Genomic DNA, 17,479 nt, shown 5'->3' with positions numbered 1-17,479 from the left:
TGAGAGGACGTTTAGACGCAAGAAGGACGCTGAAGAGCTTAGTTGCGGATTTGAGGGTATAGAATACTCACCCGGAATGTACAGCGACCCAGATTTCACCGCAAAATTATATATGTGTGGAGTCAGATTCATGAAAGGGCTACAAGCCAGTCGCATCTATCATTTTGAAACAAAATCAACTACCCGCATACGCAAGAATTGTGGTCAAATGCAATTTCTATTAAAATGGGGCATGACTTCATCCACATTCCGCAAAGTTTTCACTTACAAAGGAAAAGATTTCAAATCCCAAAAGATAGGAACTTTCAAAACAGGAAATAGATTCAAAATAAGCCTAATACGCGGCCGCCTAAAAGCCATATTTTATTTATTAACCAAAGATTTCGGTCCCTTATGGAAATTTTGGAAAAAAACATTTGTCTAACATTTCCCTAAAAGAGCAAAATTATAAAATAGAATTGGAACTTTCTTGTGAAGAATAGGGCTTATCCAAATCCAAATAGTGGAAATTATGCTGTCTCTGCCCGCTTTGTTTCGGTATAACCATGTAGTCTCCATATTTTCGGGTCAGATAGGCGTCATAATCTTGTACTCCCCACACTGTTTCGCCCTCAAACGAAACGGGAGTCGGAGCTCCCAGCTCTGCCTTGGGCATAATACCGCGCATACCGTCGTCATAATCACAGACTAAAGAAGACTTGTCAAAGTCATAGGTGGTCATCACATTTCTGATACTCCTCTGTACGCCGGCAGTAGTAAAAAGTCTCCGGCACAGCAGCGGCAACCATGAGCCGGGACCTTTTCCATGTTTATAAGGGTCGCGGTAGATAAAATAGAGCACCCGCTTGTAAAATTCATACCGGGCAAAATGAATCCTCTGTTTCAGGTTGCTTTGCGGTACACCGTCCAATGGAAATACGTCCAAGTAGATACCTCCCAAGTATTTCAAATGCATACGCTCGATAAGAGTCGTATCCGCATCTTGTATCTTGGCAAAAGGTAATGGATAATTCGGATCATTTTCTGCGCAGACAGCCTCATAAGGCTTGGGAAGCCATTCCTTGGAATGAGACATCAACAAATCATAATCAGCCCTCGGCATACCGATATCCAAATCATCGTCCCAAGGGATAAATCCCTTATGACGGACTGCACCAAGCATAGTACCGGCCATTATATAATAGCGCAAACCATGTTCTTTACAAACTTTATCCACAGCAAGCAATATCTTCAAAATACGAAGCTGCAAAGGACGTATATCATAATCTGCCATAAAAATCAGCCCATTAATTAATAAAGTTGTGAAGGAATCAACCGCTGTGCTTGTTCAAAGTCATTCACCGTATCAAGCTCCACAGAAAAATATTCGGTAGTGTCAAGCGCATAGAAAGAGTGTCCTTGCGGTATGAGACGCTCAAAAGCACGTTCATAGAAGATATTATCCAAACCTTCTTTGGTAATCATAACCTCCAATTCCCGGAAAAGCGCTTCTGTATAAGCGGCAGACATCTTCTCGATGCCAATAGACTCGCCAATAGCTCGGGATATGGAGCACGTCTTACTGATTTCCAACACCTTGCCATCATTGTCCGCTATTACCTTGATTTCCTCTTCCCCCAATGTATGATGGTTCAGAGCCAACGCATCCGCTTGACCATATCCAAGCAACTTGGCTACAATCTGCGGGTCAAAAAGGATATCGCTGTCCAGCAACAGAATGTCCTCTTTATCTACATAAGGCCGTGTAAGCCATAAAGAGTAGATATTATTGGTAGAAGCATATTTCTCATTATAGATAAACGTAACCTCCAATGCCGGATAATGAGCTTCCAGAAAGTTCACAATCTGCTGCTGTCTATAACCGGTGACAATGACAAACTCCCGAAAGCCATTCTGCAGCAATGCATCAAAGGCTCTTTGCAGCAAACAACGCTCTCCAACTTTCAACAGACATTTTGGAGTGGTATCAGTCAACGGACGCAAACGCGAAGCTATCCCTGCAGCCAATATAACCGCTTTCATTGTAATGCAATTTTTTTAATGGTGTCAATGACAATACGGTTCTGTTCAGGACGCCCCAAGGTAATACGCAAATGGGTATTGATGTCTGGTTCATTCATGAACTTCACCTTATAATCCTCGTCGGCAAAAGCTTTCTGTAAGCGTTCTTTCAAGACAATCGGATATTTTATAAGGACAAAGTTCGCCACCGACTCATATACCTTGAAACCAGGCAACGTCCCTATCTCCGCTTCAAAGCAGGCGCGACTCTCATTCATCAGCCGTGCTATATTCCGGTAATGCGCATCCGATTTCAGTGCGGCAATAGCAATATCCTCAGAGATACGGTTATAACCCAGATATTTGTTGCTGTATTTGCCAAAGCTGGCCAACTCCTTACTCATAAACCCAAACCCCATGCGCAATCCGGGCAATCCGTAGAACTTGGAAAGCGTGCGTGAAATAATCAGGTTGGGATATTTATCAACCAGCATTTTAATATAGTCCGTATCAGTAGATACGAAAGAGGCATAGGCTTCGTCCACCAAAACGATGGTTGTTACGGGCAACTCAGCCAACAAAGCGTCCAATTCTGCGGGGGTCAGACCGTTACCGGTGGGATTATTGGGCGAAGCGATTAATAAGACCTTGGGATTCTCACGCTGTACCATCTCTTTCATGGCAGCGAAATCATATTTAAAGGTATTGCCATCCTCATACAATGGATACTGCAACGTATGCCCGTCCACTTCATCAGCAATGGATTTATAGTACCACCACGAGAATTTAGGAATGAGCATCGTCTTGTTCCCATCCTCTTGGGTCAGGAAATAGTGGACTGCTTGTTTCAATATATCTTCTCCACCATAACCCAACAGTACCTGCGGTTCATCAATTCCGTAAGATTCAGATAGATAAACAGACAGAATACTCTTCTTGCCTTCGTCGTAGATACGGGTATAGAAACAGAGTTTGTTTATATCAAAATTCTTTAGAGCCTCCACCACCTCTTGCGAAGGTGCGTAGTTAAACTCATTGCGGTCCAAATAATTCATATCTTAGGTTTCTTTTGTTAATACTTTCCGATAACACTCCATCGTCTCACGCGCCATCTGCTCCTCCGTGAAACGCTGTGCCCACTTCAGCCCCTCCTCAATCATGGTGGCACGCAAAGAAGGCTCTTGTGTACGGGCAATCGCTGCCGCCAATCCCTCCACATCATAGGGACGCACATACAATGAATGCTCCCCCCCCGCTTCTTCAAGACAAGAGCCGGTTGCTGCTACCACCGGAATGCCGGAATGCAAAGCCTCAAGAATAGGGATGCCAAAACCTTCGTAAACGGATGGGTATACAAAAGTCTCGGCCGACTGATAAATGGCAGGTAAATCGTCCGAAGGGATACCATGCAGAAAATGTACTCTGTCTTGCAATCCGGCTTTTGTCATAAACTCTTTCAGCTGATGGATATAGGCTGTGGGTCTCCCTACCAGAACAAAATGCAGTTCATCGGGCAGATACTCCAAAGCCTTCACAATGGCCAGCGCATTTTTACGCTCCTCAATGGTGCCCACCGACAAGATATAGCGTTCGGGCAACCGATAACTCCGCATCACCTCCTTGCGCTTATCCTTACCGACACGACAGGCATACAGAGAACTACACCCTTGGTAAATAACGGAAATTTTATCCGCAGGAATTCCATAATAATGTATGATGTCACGCTTGGTACACTCACTCACAGCAATGATGTGGTCTGCATGCTTGCATGCATAGCGGCATTTGTAGTTATAAATCAAGCGGTCGACCAACGAAAAACAATGTGAAAGTCTCAGGAAAATAAGGTCGTGAACAGTCACCACACTCTTTACTTCCCGTACCCGATGGATGGTCAGGGGAAGTTCGTTACTCAATCCGTGGAACAGCCGTATGTTGTCCCGTTTCAAAGTCCTGCGTATACCTCCCACGCGCCACAACGAAGTCATTCCTCTCCAGAGCCAATAAGATGGATAATGTACCGATACCGTTCCCCGGCTTTCGGCCACCATCGACGAGAGTTGCTGATTTTCACGGTGTACCGGAGCATACAACCAATACTCGTTTTCCGGAGCAAAGGCTGACAATGACTGCACCACATACCGGCTGTAATTGCCCAATCCCGTAAAATTCTGCACAGCCCGTTTTCCGTCGTATCCTATTCTCATCTCTAAAAAGTTTCAGCTGCAAATGTACAAGATAATCCTCATATAGCAGTCTATTTCGCTTTCCTTTTTTGACAAAAACACAAATTCACCTATAAAACATAAGATAGAGATGAGCAATCACTTGCTGTCTGTTACAAAAACCAAGTACGGAATCGGGCACATCCCCATTGTTCAATCCGTACTGGCCCATTGTTTTATCCTTCAAACACCTTATCTCCTTCCCGAAAACTACTTTATTCATCATCGGCCCACTGTTATGAACCAATTCAACCACACTAGTGAGCTGTTTAGTTCACTCAAGTGAACATCACGGCTCACTAACGTGGGCTGCTGAAGAATCCAAAAGTAAAACGAAAGAATGAAAAGGATGCAACAGAAGAAAGAAGGATGCGGAACGGAAGAAAACACGGGTGAGAGCAAAATTTACCCTCACCCTTTTCGATTGCTCTCACCCACCCCTGCAATGCCGTTGAATAGGGAAGTTGAAGAAAAGAGTGAGAGCGGTGAGGGCAGAAATGCAAACTTAAAAACGGAAAGAGTCAAATTATTTTCCGGGCATTACTTAGCCACTTTGACGGATTAGTCGTATCTTCGCACGATGGAAAATCGTCGAAAAGAACAGCAGCATTATGAGAGTCATTGTTGACAACAAAATACCTTTCATTAAAGAAGCCATCGAAAAAATAGCCGACAGCGTGATTTATACTCCCGGCAGAGACTTCACTCCGGAGTTGGTAAAAGATGCCGATGCACTGATTATACGTACCCGCACCCGCTGCAACAAGGAATTGCTGGAAGGCAGTAAAGTCCGCTTCATTGCTACCGCCACCATAGGCTTCGACCATATAGATACGGAATATTGCCGTGAAGCAGGCATCGCTTGGACCAATGCCCCCGGATGCAATTCAGCATCCGTAGCCCAATACGTGCAATCAGCCTTACTATTATTGCAACAACTCAAAGGAGTACAACTGTCCGAATTGACATTAGGCATCATCGGCGTAGGCAATGTGGGTAGCAAAATAGCCCAAGTAGGGCAAGAACTAGGCATGCGTGTCCTGAAGAATGACCTGCCCCGGCAAGACAAGGAAGGAGAGAGAGATTTCAGTTCCTTGCAAGCACTCGCAGCAGAATGTGATATCCTCACCTTCCACGTACCTTTATATAAGGAAGGGCCATACAAAACATTCCATTTGGCAGACCATACTTTCTTCCGGTCATTAAAACGCTGTCCCGTCATTATCAATACCTCACGTGGAGAGGTGATTGAAACCAATGCGCTCCTGAATGCCTTAGAAGACGGACTGATTTCCGATGCCATCATTGATGTATGGGAGAACGAGCCTGATATCAATCTTACCTTATTAAATAGAGTGTTCCTTGGAACTCCCCATATAGCCGGTTATTCAGCCGACGGAAAAGCCAATGCCACCCGTATGTCCCTGGATGCCCTTTGCCGTTTCTTTCACATCAAAGCCGACTACCGCATCGCTCCCCCCCAACCCCGGAACCCGATTATTACCGCCGACAGCCTGGCAGAAGCATATCTGCAAATGTATGACCCGAGAAGGGACAGCGAAACACTGAAAACACATCCCGAACAATTTGAAAAATTGCGGGGAGACTACCCGCTACGAAGAGAAAAAGATGCTTACACTTATATCCCAAAGTAGCACATACATTTAGAGATACAGCCCGATAATACAAAAGACGTCACTATATAAGCTCCTCACGCCTTTACTATCAATGCCGAATCAGAGGAAACTATAGGCAAAACATTACAATATCAATGCAAAAAATACAGTTAGAGAAATCACTCAGTGAAGGATTTATTTTTTATGCAATTTCAACTCTGACGATTGCCATACAATTTCTGTTTTATCTGATTCACAGTCCCCGGCTCGCCATGATGGACGTGGGAGGCTGGATGTTTTATATAACGGCCGCTTGCTCACATGCCGCCTTGTGGGCACTTATTCCTTATATCGTATCCTTAATCGTAGCCATTACCGTCCGGCGCCATCAAGCCGCCGCCATCACACACATTATTCTTGTATCATTACTCAATATACTTGCTTACATAGACGGCAGTGTGTACAGTCTTTACAAGTTCCATATCAATGGTTTTGTACTGAATCTCCTGGTTGGAGAGGGCAACAGTGAGATTTTCACATTCAGCTTCTGGCTTTATCTGAAGATTGCAGGAGTATTAGTGGGTATATTTGCCGCCAATACTTTGCTAAGAATACTTGCAGGCCATTGTTATACCCGCTTTCACCGCTGTGGCTTCCGTCCTGTACTTGCCACTCTGATTTTGTTTGCACTATTCTCTAACTTTTATCATGCCTATGCCGCTGTAGCGCAAAAGACTTCAGTGATTCGCAGCGCCCCCTGCCTGCCCTATTACTTCCCGCTTACGGCAACCCGCCTGATGATGAAGTTAGGAGTGGTCTCATCCAAGGATGTCATTAAAATGAACTTCAACAACAAAAAGCAGTCTGCTGACCTCAACTATCCGATAGATTCTTTGAAATACGAAGTCCATTCCAACCCCAAGAATGTAGTGCTGATAGCCATAGACTCATGGAACTACCGCGCCTTTAACCAGGACATTACACCTCATATCAGCCACTTTGCCGACAGTTGCAGCAGATTCACCTCCCATCTAAGCAGCAGCAATGGCACACGTGGAAGTATCTTCGGGCTTTTCTTCAGTCTCTCATCCATCTACTGGACTGATTTTGAGGTATCGGGCATACAGCCCCTGCTCATAGAAGAACTATTGAAGCAGAATTATCAGATAGGTATTTATCCCAGTGCTACAATCGTCAACCCGCCATTTGCCAAAATACTTTTCTCAAAGGTACCCGACTTGCGTACCCATACCGAAGGAAAAACCGTTTATGACCGCGACTGCCGTATTACAGCAGATTATCTGCAAGCACTCGATACGCTGGGCAGCGGTACAAAACCTTTCTTTTCCTTTCTCTTCTATGATTTGGCACACGGATATGAAGTGCCGAAGGACAAGCTTTATCGTTTCCAACCGTCCTGGGAGTTCGCCGACTATATGAAACTGAACAACGACATAGACCCTACTCCTTTCCTGAACCTCTACTACAACTGCGTGGCGGAAGCCGACTCACTGGTGGGATGCGTCCTCCACAAACTTGAGGAAAAGAAACTGCTAGACAATACCCTGGTCATCATTACCGGAGACCATGGACAAGAATTCAATGAGAATCATAAAAATTATTGGGGCCACGGCAGTAATTATTCACCGGTACAAACACATATCCCCTTCCTATTATATGAACCGGGAGAACAGCCACATACCTACCATCACCGTACCACGCACTATGATTTTGCACCAACCCTAATGAATAAAGTGCTGGGTGTAACCAATCCGCCTTCCGATTACAGTATGGGGCATTTAATAACCGATACTTGTCCACGGAACTGGCATATCGTGGGCGACAATCTCAATTATGCCTTTATCGTAGAAAATCATACTATTCTGGAAAAACACCCTTCCGGATATATAGAGATCAGCGACAGTGCATTGAATCCCCTGGAAAACTACAAGATAGACAACCGTAAGCTGAACGAGGCCATCCTCTCCCTTAACCGATTCTATAAATAACTGGGAGAGAGGCCTTCCACCAACTCCTCTATCACCTTCGGATAGTATTCATACTCCAGCCGGTGGATGCGTTGCGCCAGCTCCTCCGGCGTATCGCCCGGCAATACGGGGCATTTCTGCTGGCAGATAATGCCGCCTTCGTCATAATGCTCATTCGTATAATGGATGGTAATACCGCTTTCCTTTTCGCCGGAAGCAATCACTGCCTCGTGCACACGGTCGCCGTACATTCCCTTTCCACCGAACTTGGGCAGCAACGAAGGATGTATATTTATCATTTTATTGGGATAAGCATGCAGAATATTGTCCGGCACACGTGCCAGGAATCCTGCCAATACCACAAAATCAATATCATGCTCTCGAAGCGTCGACAAAACAAGCTCTCCACTTTCCCAATCGCTCTTGGCAAACCAGACACAAGGCACTCCCAGCCCCTTGGCACGCTCTAAAACAAACGCATTCTGCCGGTTAGTCAAAACCAGAGCCACACGTGCCGAACCTTTTTCCCGGAAATAACGGATGATATTCTCGGCATTCGTACCACTTCCCGACGCTAAAACTGCGATATTTTTTCCCATAATCCCTCCAATTACTGCACAAAACCGTGAAAAATGTGCAAAAAGGTGCATTTAATTCATCAAATATTTGCGAGGAATGATAAATATTCATTCCTTTGCACCGCAAATTTAAAGAAATAAAACTAATTATTAATTAAAAACTTAAAGTTATGTCTGAAATTGCATCAAGAGTGAAAGCGATTATCGTCGATAAATTAGGCGTAGAAGAATCAGAAGTTACTAACGAAGCTAGCTTCACTAACGACCTGGGAGCTGATTCTCTTGACACTGTAGAACTTATCATGGAATTCGAAAAGGAATTCGGTATCTCTATTCCCGATGACCAGGCTGAAAAGATTGGTACTGTAGGTGATGCTGTATCTTACATCGAAGAACACGCTAAGTAATCTTATCCATTCGTTTATAACATGGAATTAAAAAGAGTTGTAGTAACAGGTCTCGGCGCCATTACTCCCATTGGCAACAGTGTTCCCGAATTCTGGGAAAATCTTGTGAATGGGGTTAGTGGAGCAGGACCTATTACTCATTTCGATGCATCGCTTTTCAAGACTCAGTTTGCATGCGAAGTAAAAGGCTTCGATGCTACCAAATATATAGACCGCAAAGAGGCCCGCAAGATGGACTTGTACACACAATATGCCATTGCAGTAGCCAAAGAAGCGGTAGGTGACTCTGGGCTTGACGTCGAAAATGAGGATTTAAACAGAATCGGTGTCATCTTCGGCGCCGGTATCGGTGGCATCCGTACATTCGAAGAAGAGGCGGGCAACTATGCCCTGACCGGTAAGGAAAACGGCCCCAAATTCAATCCGTTCTTCATCCCCAAGATGATTTCGGACATTGCTGCCGGACAAATTTCCATCATGTATGGTTTCCATGGTCCCAACTACGCAACTTGTTCTGCATGTGCCACTTCCACAAATGCCATTGCCGATGCGTTTAACCTCATCCGTTTGGGTAAGGCAAATGTTATCGTGTCCGGTGGTTCGGAAGCTGCCATCGCCGCTTGCGGTGTAGGTGGTTTCAATGCCATGCATGCATTGTCAACCCGCAATGATTCTCCCGAAACTGCATCCCGTCCGTTCAGCGCAAGCCGTGACGGATTCATCATGGGTGAAGGTGGCGGTTGTCTCGTTCTCGAGGAACTGGAACACGCCAAGGCACGCGGTGCCAAAATCTATGCGGAAGTTGCCGGCGTAGGAATGTCTGCCGACGCTCATCACCTGACAGCCTCTCACCCCGAAGGTTTGGGAGCCAAGTTAGTGATGCTGAATGCGTTGGAAGATGCAGAAATGAAACCCGAAGAAGTAGATTATATCAATGTTCACGGTACATCTACTCCCGTAGGTGATATTTCGGAAGCAAAAGCAATCAAAGAGGTATTCGGACAGCATGCGTATGAGTTGAACATCAGTTCGACAAAATCCATGACCGGCCACTTGCTGGGCGCTGCCGGTGCGGTAGAATCCATTGCAAGCATCCTCGCCATCAAGAATGGCATTGTTCCTCCGACCATCAACCACGAAGAGGGTGATAACGACGAAAACATCGACTATGACCTGAACTTCACGTTCAACAAAGCACAAAAGCGCGAAGTGAACGTAGCTTTGTCCAATACTTTTGGATTCGGTGGTCATAATGCGTGTGTCATTTTCAAGAAATACGCAGAATAATAAGGTCGTGTTACGTAACCAAATAGATAAAATAAGGCTCTTGTTCCGCAAGGATAGAGAGTCTTATTTTTGTTTTTACAGAATTCTCGGCTTCTTTCCACGTGACATCAAGGTCTATCAGCAGGCTTTGCTGCATAAATCCATCTCCATGCGCTCCGAAAAAGGACGTCCCATCAACAACGAACGGCTGGAATTCTTGGGCGATGCTATCCTCGACGCCATTGTAGGAGATATTGTCTACCGCCATTTCGAAGGACGCCGCGAAGGTTTCCTTACCAATACCCGTTCCAAAATTGTACAGCGGGAAACACTCAACAAACTGGCCGTGGAAATCGGACTGGACAAACTGGTGAAATACTCCACCCGCTCCTCATCCCACAACAGCTACATGTACGGCAATGCATTCGAAGCCTTCATCGGCGCCATTTATCTGGACCAGGGCTACGACCGCTGCAAGCAGTTCATGGAAGAGAAGATTTTCAAAAACTATATCGACCTCGACAAGATGTCTCGCAAAGAGGTCAACTTCAAGTCAAAACTCATCGAATGGAGCCAGAAGAACAAAATGGAGGTGTCATTCGAGCTTATCGAGCAGTTTCTCGACGAAGAATACAATCCGATGTTCCACACCGAAGTCCGCATCGAAGGGATATCGGCAGGTACCGGCACCGGTTATTCCAAGAAGGAGTCGCAACAAAATGCGGCACAGATGGCATTGAAAAAAATTAAGGATGCCGCTTTCAAGGAGGAAGTCCAGGCAGCCAAGGAGCGAAACCATGCAACAGAAACCTCCACAGAAGAAAATCCCATGGCAGAAGCTGTTGAAGAATCCCCACAAGAAAAATTAGCCGAAACAGATTCCCATCCGACGTCCCTGGACAACTAAGTCATTGTCTTCCGTCACCAGCTTCAACTTGCCCGCAATCTCCTCCAGCGGTGCAGAAGCTATTTCATTCCCCTTCAAGGTAATCATCCGCCCGAACTGCCCGTTGGCAATCAGTTCCGTGGCATGTCCGCCCATACGTGTGGAAAGGTTACGGTCAAAAGGTGTGGGTGAGCCGCCCCGCTGAATATAACCCAACACAGTCTCACGGGTCTCGATACCCGTCTCATACTCTATCTCCTGAGCGATATACTCGGCGGCACGCTTCCGCCCGTCCGTCTGTATACCTTCGGCTACCACCACGATGGAGTAAGGCTTTCCTTTCTTCAGCCGATTCAGAATCGTTTCTCCGATACGGTGGATATTATAGGGAATCTCCGGAATCAGAATCACGTCACCACCGCCTGCCATACCGGAGTATAAGGCTATCCAACCTGCCTTGTGCCCCATCACCTCAATCACCATCACCCGTTTGTGCGAGCTGGCCGTGCTGTGCAACCGGTCGATGGCATCCGTAGCAATGCTGACGGCAGAATCGAATCCGAAGGAGAAATCAGTTCCCCAAATATCGTTGTCTATGGTTTTAGGTACAGACACAATGTTCAGCCCCATAGCAGAGAGTTTGGCGGCTGTCTTCTGCGTACCGTTCCCGCCGATACAGACTACACAATCAAGCCCCATCTCTTCGATATTCCGCGCTATCAGTGCCGGTTTGTCCACGCCGGACATCACGCCGTTCTTCTTAAAGGGCTTCTCGCGCGAAGTACCGAGCATCGTACCTCCCAAGTTCAGCAAACCGGATAAGGATTTTTCGGTAAACGACTCCACATCCTTGGTCAGCAGCCCCTGAAAACCGCTGTGAATGCCAATTACTTCCATTCCATAATGGTTGATAGCTGTTTTACATACACCGCGAATGGTAGCGTTGATGCCGGGACAGTCGCCTCCTGAAGTCAAAATACCTATTCTCATGATATTTTTGTTTGAATTATTGTTCTATAGGTCCGTAAAGATAGAAAAAAAAGAGAAAAAAGATAGAGATGCCGATAAATAAGATTATTTTTGCGGTTTAAAATAAGATTTCACAAAGAACGATGAATATTACAAAGTTTCTGAATAAGGTATATTTTGCTCCCCGTCTGAAAGAAATCGAACAATACACCAGCCATGCCGGTGAATTGCAACAGCTTGTACTGCAGCGCCTCGTCCGGACAGCGGCAAACACGGAATGGGGAAAGAAGCATGACTATGCCTCTATCCGTACTTATGAAGATTTCAAGAAGCGCCTTCCCATACAAACTTACGAAGAAGTAAAACCTTATGTAACCCGCCTGCGTGCCGGTGAGCAAAATCTGCTTTGGCCTTCGGAAATACGTTGGTTTGCCAAATCATCGGGTACCACCAACGACAAGAGTAAGTTCCTGCCCGTCAGCCGGGAGTCCTTGCACGACACGCATTACAAGGGAGGCCGGGATGCCGTTGCCATCTATCTGGGACAGAATCCCGAAAGTCGTTTCTTTTCCGGTAAAGGGCTTATCCTTGGAGGCAGCCACGCTCCCAACCTGAACACCAACCACAGTCTTGTAGGCGACCTCTCCGCCATCCTCATAGAAAATATCAACCCACTGGTAAACTTTGTCCGCGTACCCAGCAAGCAGACAGCCCTGATGGAGCACTTCGAGCCCAAAATGGAGGCCATCGCCCGCGAAACCATCCATGCAAATGTCAGCAACCTTTCCGGCGTACCGTCCTGGATGCTTGTACTCATCAAACATATATTGGAAAAGACGGGAAAGCAGAGCCTTGAGGAGATATGGCCCAACCTGGAGGTATTCTTCCACGGCGGCGTTGCCTTCACTCCCTACCGCGAGCAATACAAAGACGTGATCCGCAGCAGCAAGATGCATTATGTAGAGACTTATAACGCCTCCGAAGGCTACTTCGGCACGCAGAACGACCCTGCCGACCCTGCCATGTTGCTGATGATTGACTACGGTATCTTCTACGAGTTCATCCCGCTTGAAGATGTAGGCAAGGAGAATCCGCGTACCTTCTGCCTCGAGGAGGTGGAGCTGAACAAAAACTACGCCATGGTAATCTCCACTTCTGCCGGTTTGTGGCGATATATGATTGGAGATACGGTGAAGTTCACATCGAAGAACCCCTATAAGTTCGTCATCACCGGACGTACCAAGCACTTTATCAACGCGTTCGGCGAAGAACTGATTGTGGATAACGCGGAAAGAGGACTTGCCAGGGCATGTGCCGAGACCGGTGCACAAGTAGTAGATTACTCTGCTGCTCCCGTGTTTATGGACAAGCATGCCAAATGCCGCCACCAGTGGCTGATAGAGTTTGCACAAATGCCGGACAGCCTGGAGAAGTTCGCCAAAGTATTGGACGACACCCTGAAAGAGGTGAACTCCGACTATGAAGCTAAAAGGCAGAATAACCTGGCGCTGCAACCGCTGGAAATCATCGTCGCCCGTCCCAACCTCTTCCACGACTGGCTGGATAGCAAGGGGAAACTCGGCGGACAGCATAAGGTGCCCCGGCTCAGCAACACGAGGGAGTATATAGAGGAAATGCTGGAACTGAACCGGTAAATTACTATATCATAAAAATCAAGCGCGGATTACGCAAATTACGCGGATAAATTAATAAATCCATGTAATCTGCGTAATCCGCGTTTTACAAATCAGTCAGTACGTTTTGACTTTACTTTTTCATCTCAACAATCAGCCTCAAGGATTAGAAATTATATGCCAGCCCAATTCCCAGCACTTCCTTAAACTGCACCTTGGCGCCCTTCTTCACTCCATTGTCATCAAACGTTTTCACATCATTGTCATACTTCAGAGTTGTATTGATGGTAGCCGACAATACTTTATTGATTTTCATGCTGATAAGTACATCCCAATTCACATCTATGTTTCCAAAATCTTTGCTGTAAGGAGTAAAGAAATCAGCCGTAGTAATCAGATTCACATTCTCCATCACGGGCAATTCAGCACGGGCTTTCACAAAAGCGCCACCCTCTATCTTGAAGTGGTCACCCGGGTCTACACCAAAGGCACCCAAATCGGAGAGATAATCATCAGTCACGAAAGTCATCTTGGTGGAAACGGGTGAAAGCAGCAGAGAATAGTTACTTTTAGGCCTCCATTCCATACCCAGAGCGATATTCGAATAGGCAGGAGCAAAGAAATTGGAAATCTGGTGCTCTTTGTCGGGATAGTCATATCCTTTGGCAAACTGGGTATTCAAATCACCCATCAGCGTATAGAACCAGACGTTGTCGGTAGAATATCCCAACTGAGTGGAAAGCCCTATTTTATCACTACTTTTCCTCATCCCCTGAGATTTGGTTTTGGACAAGCCATAGTCCAGCACCATGTTGGTGACCCAGAGCCAGTTTCCTTTCTTGTGTGTCAGTGATGCATTCAAGTAGGCATTTCCAGCAATGGAATTTTCACCTCCTGCCGACCAGTTGGCCATGGCAGTCTGTGACATATTAAGACCAGTCACTCCTTTCAATACCCAAGCTCCCTCCTGATAACCTTTATCATCCGTCTGAGCATAAGTTATGGTTGCTAAAGCAGCAAACAACATTACAATATATATCCTTTTCATATTACAGTTCGTTTTAAAAGTTTCTCATAAAAAGACGTCTCATAAAATTAACAACATTTACTATCTTTTGTTCGAGAAGCTATAAAACGAATGTAAGGTTCAGAGAATAATTCCACCGCCCAACAAGTATCCGTCCTTATCATAGAAAGCCGCTGCCTGCCCGGGTGCAATGGATTCCAGCGGCTCTATCAGACGGACACGTAACAGACCTTCCACCGTAAGAGTCACCCTGCACCGGTTTGCCTGCTTACGGTAGCGTATCTTCACAATAACCTCGTTTGCACCCAGCACACGACTATTCTCCACCAGGTTCCAGTCTCCCAGCCACATTTCCTGCCTGTAGAGGGAAGAGAGCGGAGCTAAAACGACTTCATTGCTTTCCACTCTTGTCTCTTTCACAAAAACAGCCTTGTTCAGATGGATACCCAAGCCCCTACGTTGCCCTACGGTATAAAACGGATAGCCCTCATGCCATCCTAAGAAATTCCCCTTTTCATCGACGAATCTACCTTTACCGGGTAATAGTGTTTCAGGAACCTCACGCTTTAAAAAGGAACGGTAATCCAAAGGGCAAAAGCACACACCTATACTGTCTTTCTTCGCAGCCACCTGCCCGAAACCACGCTCCGCCGCATACGAGCGCGCCTCATTTTTCGTAATATCTCCCATCGGAAGCAACATACGCTGCAGGATGTCCTGCTTCAATCCCCACAGAAAGAAAGTCTGGTCTTTGTCCTTATCTGCAGCAGGAGCTATATAATACTTTCCTCCGGACAAGACTTTACGCACATAATGTCCGGTAGAAATCCAATAAATCCCCTTTTCATCGGCTATTTTAGCCAACAGTGCCCACTTCAGCTCATTATTGCAGACCGTGCAAGGAACGGGAGTGCGTCCCCTTAGATACTCTTCCACAAAATAGCGGATAATACGCGAACGGAAAAGCTCGCGTGCATCATAGGTAATGTGTTTCATCCCCAGCTTCAGGGCCAGAGCCCGTGCATCTTCCAAATACCCGGTCTCATCTCCTGCCTCATAGAAACGGAAAGTCACGCCAGTCACCTCATAACCGGCTTCCTGCAACCTCATGGCGGCCACGGAACTATCCGTGCCGCCACTCATGCCAAGCAATACACGTTTATCTGACTTCATGGATACAAAAGTAATAAACGAAGGTGAAATCCGTTGCATTTACTCTTATAAAACAGAATATCATTATAGATTTTCACAGATTTATTATACCTTTGTACTCCTAAAAGAACTAATAATCAACTGTTATGGAACATCAACTGACCATTTACAACACTTTAAATAGAAAAAAAGAGCTGTTCGTACCGCTGCATGCACCGCATGTAGGCATGTATGTCTGCGGACCGACCGTGTACGGTGACCCGCACTTGGGACATGCACGCCCTGCCATCACTTTCGACCTGCTGTTCCGCTACCTGACGCACATCGGCTACAAGGTGCGCTATGTCCGCAACATTACCGACGTGGGCCATCTGGAGCACGATGCCGACGAAGGTGAAGACAAGATTGCGAAAAAAGCCCGTCTGGAACAACTGGAGCCAATGGAAGTGGCACAGTACTACATCAACCGCTATCATAAGGCGATGGATGCATTGAATGTGCTGTCTCCCAGTATCGAGCCACATGCCAGCGGCCACATCATCGAACAGATAGAACTTGTAAAGGAGATATTGAAGAACGGATATGCCTATGAAAGTGAAGGTTCCGTTTATTTCGATGTAGAAAAATACAACAAGGACCATCACTACGGCAAGCTCTCCGGACGCAACCTGGATGATGTTCTCAACACCACCCGCGAACTGGACGGACAGAGCGAGAAGCACAATCCCGCAGACTTTGCCCTCTGGAAATGTGCGCAACCGGAACACATCATGCGTTGGCCTTCCCCGTGGAGCGACGGCTTCCCCGGCTGGCACGCCGAATGTACAGCCATGGGAAAGAAATACTTGGGCGAGCACTTCGACATTCATGGTGGCGGCATGGACCTTATCTTCCCGCATCACGAATGCGAGATTGCACAATCCGTAGCTTCCCAAGGAGAAGATATGGTACATTATTGGATGCACAACAACATGCTGACCGTGAACGGACAGAAAATGGGTAAGTCTTACGGTAACTTCATCACATTGGAAGAGCTCTTCAAAGGCACACACCCCATGCTGGAGCAAGCCTACAGCCCAATGACCATCCGCTTCTTCACCCTGCAAGCCCACTACCGCAGTACGGTAGACTTCAGCAACGAAGCTCTGCAAGCCGCCGAAAAGGGATTGGCAAGACTGATGGATGCTGTACATGGACTGGACAAGATTACCCCTGCTGCAACCTCCACCATAGACGTGAAATCCCTGCGTGCCAAGTGTTACGAAGCCATGAATGATGACTTGAACTCACCGATTGTCATCGCCCACCTCTTCGACGGCGCCAAGATGGTAAACAATATCCTGGCTGGAAACGATTCCATCACAGCCGAAGACCTGAAAGAATTGAAGGAAACCTTCCACCTCTTCTGCTTCGACATCTTAGGATTACAAGAAGACAACGCCTCCAACGAAGAGCGTGAAGCTGCCTTCGGCAAAGTAGTGGACATGCTATTGGAAGAGCGTTCAAAGGCAAAAGCCAACAAAGATTGGGCTACATCCGACAAAATCCGCAATGAACTCACCGCGCTCGGTTTCGAGATTAAGGACGGTAAGGACGGAAGCGAATGGAAGCTGAATAAATAACGAAGGTATCATAACTCACCACAGAATCATACAGATTGGGGTAAGTTTTAGACAGAAGAACAAAAGAACATATTTCTCTCTCTTGTTCTTCTGTTCTTTTAACTGAAAAAT

General features: G+C 46.3%; 16 protein-coding genes and 1 pseudogene. 9 read left to right on the top strand and 8 right to left on the bottom strand.

From position 1 onward, the window contains the following. Positions 1 to 424, top strand: a pseudogene (locus DXD65_RS21245) (glycosyltransferase family 2 protein); the annotation flags it as partial. Positions 425 to 445: 21 nt separating this feature from the next. Here the strand turns inward: DXD65_RS21245 and DXD65_RS10170 are convergent. From DXD65_RS10170 to DXD65_RS10155, 4 genes are read right to left on the bottom strand one after another with little or no spacing between them, the layout of a single operon-like run. After that, positions 446 to 1,273, bottom strand: coding sequence for a phosphorylcholine transferase LicD (locus tag DXD65_RS10170; RefSeq protein WP_005833794.1), 828 nt, complete (start codon positions 1,271 to 1,273; stop codon positions 446 to 448). 17 nt (positions 1,274 to 1,290) lie between these two features. Then, complete coding sequence (locus tag DXD65_RS10165) at positions 1,291 to 2,022, bottom strand: NTP transferase domain-containing protein (RefSeq protein ID WP_005825963.1); 732 nt, start codon at positions 2,020 to 2,022, stop codon at positions 1,291 to 1,293. Then, positions 2,019 to 3,056, bottom strand: coding sequence for a pyridoxal phosphate-dependent aminotransferase (locus DXD65_RS10160; protein ID WP_005825966.1), 1,038 nt, complete (start codon positions 3,054 to 3,056; stop codon positions 2,019 to 2,021). Before DXD65_RS10160 ends, DXD65_RS10165 begins: the two co-directional genes overlap by 4 nt. 3 nt (positions 3,057 to 3,059) lie before the next feature. Beyond that, a complete protein-coding gene (locus DXD65_RS10155; protein ID WP_005825968.1) occupies positions 3,060 to 4,205 on the bottom strand; it encodes a glycosyltransferase family 4 protein in 1,146 nt (381 codons plus the stop codon). Between the two features lie 367 nt (positions 4,206 to 4,572). On the opposite strand from DXD65_RS10155, the gene DXD65_RS21240 reads away from it, so the two are divergent. The 3 genes from DXD65_RS21240 to DXD65_RS10135 all read left to right on the top strand — a co-directional run bounded on the left by DXD65_RS21240 (position 4,573) and on the right by DXD65_RS10135 (position 7,848). Beyond that, on the top strand, positions 4,573 to 4,788 hold the full coding sequence (locus tag DXD65_RS21240; RefSeq protein ID WP_227201678.1) for a hypothetical protein: 216 nt from the start codon (positions 4,573 to 4,575) through the stop codon (positions 4,786 to 4,788). 46 nt (positions 4,789 to 4,834) lie between these two features. After that, the gene (gene pdxB, locus DXD65_RS10140) at positions 4,835 to 5,878 is read left to right on the top strand and encodes a 4-phosphoerythronate dehydrogenase PdxB (RefSeq protein ID WP_005825977.1); all 1,044 of its coding nucleotides are present in this window, start codon (positions 4,835 to 4,837) and stop codon (positions 5,876 to 5,878) included. Positions 5,879 to 5,994: 116 nt separating this feature from the next. After that, entirely contained in the window at positions 5,995 to 7,848 is a 1,854-nt protein-coding gene (locus DXD65_RS10135) for a sulfatase-like hydrolase/transferase (protein ID WP_057097419.1), read from the top strand. On the opposite strand, the gene purN is transcribed toward DXD65_RS10135, so the two are convergent. Further along, a complete protein-coding gene (gene purN, locus DXD65_RS10130; RefSeq protein ID WP_016272085.1) occupies positions 7,839 to 8,426 on the bottom strand; it encodes a phosphoribosylglycinamide formyltransferase in 588 nt (195 codons plus the stop codon). The two genes, DXD65_RS10135 and purN, sit on opposite strands and share 10 nt — an antisense overlap. Before the next feature lie 149 nt (positions 8,427 to 8,575). Here purN and DXD65_RS10125 point away from each other — a divergent pair, with 149 nt between their 5' ends. The 3 genes from DXD65_RS10125 to rnc are packed head-to-tail and all read left to right on the top strand — an operon-like array spanning position 8,576 to position 10,985. Continuing rightward, complete coding sequence (locus tag DXD65_RS10125; RefSeq protein ID WP_004291965.1) at positions 8,576 to 8,812, top strand: acyl carrier protein; 237 nt, start codon at positions 8,576 to 8,578, stop codon at positions 8,810 to 8,812. Positions 8,813 to 8,833: 21 nt separating this feature from the next. Next, positions 8,834 to 10,099, top strand: a complete 1,266-nt coding sequence (gene fabF / locus DXD65_RS10120; protein ID WP_005825984.1) for a beta-ketoacyl-ACP synthase II — start codon at positions 8,834 to 8,836, stop codon at positions 10,097 to 10,099. Between the two features lie 7 nt (positions 10,100 to 10,106). Further along, on the top strand, positions 10,107 to 10,985 hold the full coding sequence (gene rnc, locus DXD65_RS10115; RefSeq protein ID WP_172679983.1) for a ribonuclease III: 879 nt from the start codon (positions 10,107 to 10,109) through the stop codon (positions 10,983 to 10,985). Here rnc and DXD65_RS10110 read toward each other — a convergent pair. Continuing rightward, the gene (locus tag DXD65_RS10110; protein WP_005833813.1) at positions 10,944 to 11,954 is read right to left on the bottom strand and encodes an ATP-dependent 6-phosphofructokinase; all 1,011 of its coding nucleotides are present in this window, start codon (positions 11,952 to 11,954) and stop codon (positions 10,944 to 10,946) included. The genes rnc and DXD65_RS10110 overlap by 42 nt on opposite strands. 122 nt (positions 11,955 to 12,076) lie before the next feature. Here DXD65_RS10110 and DXD65_RS10105 point away from each other — a divergent pair, with 122 nt between their 5' ends. Further along, the gene (locus tag DXD65_RS10105) at positions 12,077 to 13,588 is read left to right on the top strand and encodes a GH3 auxin-responsive promoter family protein (protein ID WP_005833815.1); all 1,512 of its coding nucleotides are present in this window, start codon (positions 12,077 to 12,079) and stop codon (positions 13,586 to 13,588) included. Positions 13,589 to 13,733: 145 nt separating this feature from the next. Here DXD65_RS10105 and DXD65_RS10100 read toward each other — a convergent pair whose 3' ends face one another. After that, entirely contained in the window at positions 13,734 to 14,615 is an 882-nt protein-coding gene (locus DXD65_RS10100; RefSeq protein ID WP_005825995.1) for a DUF3078 domain-containing protein, read from the bottom strand. A gap of 99 nt (positions 14,616 to 14,714) precedes the next feature. Further along, positions 14,715 to 15,767, bottom strand: coding sequence for a tRNA 2-thiouridine(34) synthase MnmA (gene mnmA / locus DXD65_RS10095; protein WP_117887605.1), 1,053 nt, complete (start codon positions 15,765 to 15,767; stop codon positions 14,715 to 14,717). 125 nt (positions 15,768 to 15,892) lie between these two features. Between mnmA and cysS the strand changes: the two genes are divergently transcribed. Then, complete coding sequence (gene cysS, locus DXD65_RS10090) at positions 15,893 to 17,368, top strand: cysteine--tRNA ligase (RefSeq protein ID WP_008662079.1); 1,476 nt, start codon at positions 15,893 to 15,895, stop codon at positions 17,366 to 17,368. Positions 17,369 to 17,479: the final 111 nt, after the last annotated feature.

The organism is Bacteroides sp. 4_1_36, assembly GCF_003466325.1.
Classification (GTDB): Bacteria; Bacteroidota; Bacteroidia; order Bacteroidales; family Bacteroidaceae; genus Bacteroides; species Bacteroides uniformis.
The sequence above is the reverse complement of the archived record's forward strand: the minus strand, read 5'-3'. Positions and strand labels throughout refer to the sequence as shown.